Below are 267 nucleotides of genomic sequence, written 5' to 3'. Positions count from 1 at the left end.
GTGGCGGGCACTGACGGTTCCTACAGCGTCACTTCGCCTATTAACCAACCCACCGGCGATGTCACCGCCAATGCCAGTGATGCCGCCGGCAACACCAGTGCAGATACTGTGGTGGCTTACGCCGATGTCACGGCGCCAGTTGCGCCGAGCGTAACCGTGGCGGCTAATGCCGACGGCAGTGTCACCGTAACGGGTTCGGCTGAACCGGGCAGTACGGTCAATCTCACTTACCCAGATGGCAGCACCGGTACGGTGGTGGCTGCGGCC

General features: G+C 62.9%; 1 protein-coding gene. It reads left to right on the top strand.

The window, feature by feature from the left end; translation table 11 throughout:
* Positions 1-267, top strand: a 267-nt coding sequence (locus Q7F16_RS30160; RefSeq protein ID WP_413201723.1) for a hypothetical protein, incomplete at both ends; no start/stop codon positions are given.

Source organism: Pseudomonas sp. Lb2C2, assembly GCF_052112205.1.
In the GTDB taxonomy this organism is placed as follows: domain Bacteria; phylum Pseudomonadota; class Gammaproteobacteria; order Pseudomonadales; family Pseudomonadaceae; genus Aquipseudomonas; species Aquipseudomonas kilonensis.
The sequence above is the reverse complement of the archived record's forward strand: the minus strand, read 5'-3'. Positions and strand labels throughout refer to the sequence as shown.